At 62.0% G+C, this 856-nt stretch carries 1 protein-coding gene and 1 pseudogene; both read right to left on the reverse strand.

All coding sequences use genetic code 11. From position 1 onward, the window contains the following. Positions 1-572: pseudogene (locus EOD15_RS34900) on the reverse strand (hypothetical protein); the annotation flags it as partial. After that, the coding region (locus EOD15_RS34905; protein ID WP_127409349.1) for a type IV secretion system protein VirB3 at positions 569-856 on the reverse strand (288 nt) is incomplete at its 5' end. The gene EOD15_RS34905 and the pseudogene EOD15_RS34900, both read right to left, overlap by 4 nt.

An 856-nucleotide genomic window follows, 5' to 3' on the forward strand; every position in this document is an offset into this window, starting at 1 on the left:
TCTGAGAACATGACGCCTTCATGCTCATACCAGCCAAGCCGCGCCGGACCCCAATCGCTCAGGCCGGCCATCACCTGCCGCGCCACGTCCTCCAGCGCTTCCTGAGCGTCCTGGATCTTGGCCCGCGCCTCGGCCGGGTCCAGACGGTCGAAAATGCGCGCGATCAGCTTCTTGACCGAGTGGCTGTCCGGCGAGAAAACGACCGTGAGATACAGGTCGTTGACCATCATCCGGTCCTTCATCACGCGGGCGCGATAGACCTCATCGACCTCAGCGGCGAACGAACCGGGCTCGTATTCCCCCTTGGGATACTCGCCACGCTCCTGCCGCACGGTGTGCGTGTAGAGCGTCACGTTCGGCGACTGGATCGTTTTCAGGAGGCCATTGAGCCGGTTGTGCCAGCTGTCAATGTCCTCCACGTCGGCGCTCTCATGCGCGATCCCGCTGACCTTGAACACGGTCACCAGGTCGCCGCCCACGGTACTCACCACATGCTCGGCAATGTGCGAGCTGTAGGGGATCGTGCGCGAAACCGGCACTTCCCGATTGGTTGCCGCTTGCGTGCGATTCATCCTTTTCTCTTCCTGAATTCGAGCGGTGAATAGGAGGCGCATCCCCAAATCGCGCGGTTCAGGCAGCGGCCCTTGCTCGAAATCATCAGGAACAAGAGACGGAAGGCCCGGGGGTCCTTCTTGCAGATGCCGTAGGCGATGCCGTGGAGAGGCGCGTAGGCGAGCAGCCACAGGAAATTCGACGTAATGACGTATCCCATGCCCACCGCCATCGCGATGAAGACGATCGCCTCATAGGTGATGCCCCCGACCGTCGCCGGTCGGGTGGCACCTACGAACAAGGG

This window comes from Mesorhizobium sp. M7A.T.Ca.US.000.02.2.1 (assembly GCF_003996995.1).
GTDB lineage: Bacteria > Pseudomonadota > Alphaproteobacteria > Rhizobiales > Rhizobiaceae > Mesorhizobium.